Origin of the sequence: Pseudomonas cichorii, assembly GCF_015471405.1 — a bacterium.
Taxonomy (GTDB): Bacteria; Pseudomonadota; Gammaproteobacteria; order Pseudomonadales; family Pseudomonadaceae; genus Aquipseudomonas; species Aquipseudomonas serbiensis.
The window spans coordinates 1-735 of record NZ_BLVZ01000044.1 but is presented as its reverse complement, the minus strand read 5'-3'; the positions used below and the strand labels follow the sequence as shown (position 1 = coordinate 735).

The 735-nt window shown below is 60.7% G+C and carries 1 pseudogene; it reads right to left on the bottom strand.

Annotation, left to right across the window (positions count from 1 at the left end):
• Positions 1 to 735, bottom strand: a pseudogene (locus JL015_RS27555) (hypothetical protein); the annotation flags it as partial.

Here is a 735-nt window from a genome sequence, read left to right as displayed (position 1 = left end):
GAGCAGGATGACGCCCCAGGTGATCCCGGCTCCGAAACCACCTAAACGCTCGCTCCAGGCTTTGGCGCGGGTGTGCCAGTCCTTGGCGACGTCCAGGCCGGACTTGAAGAAGGCGCGGATTTCGTCCTGCAGCAGTTGGGCGTACTGGCTGTTCTGAAAGTCCAGCAGGCCCGGGATTTTCAGTTCGTGCAGGCGCAACGCTTCCAGTTGTGATTGCAGCAGGCGGGCCAGGTTTCGGCGTTCGCGGGGATGGTGCGGGTAGAGCCAGTTAAAGCGGGTGTCGTCGATCTGTTTGGTGAGCAGCCACCATTCGCGTTTCCACTGCTTGAGTCGGGAGGCGATTTGTTCGTTGATGCGGATCATTTCCGGCGTATTGGCCAGAATCTGGCCGATCATGAAGTTGCGGATCAAGGCCGCGAGGTTCTGGCCCTTGCCCAGCGCCAGACGGCTGTCGACCGGCACCCAGGCCAGCAGCATGTTTTCGGCAATCGTTTTGCCTGCACCACTCGCCAGTTCGCGCAGGGCCTTGAAGGTGTCCTGAACCGGCTGTTTCAGCTTTTTCATCCAGGCCGCGTCGGCAAAGCCCTGATGGTTGAGCGCGGCGTTGAGTTCGCCAGCGCGGGTGGCCAGGTTGGTGAAGTCACCAATGCCGTTGAGCAGGGCGTTGGCTTCCTGATCCAGAGCCTCCTTGAGGCCTGGAGAAAAGCCGTAACGCATCGTCCCGAACAGCGTACT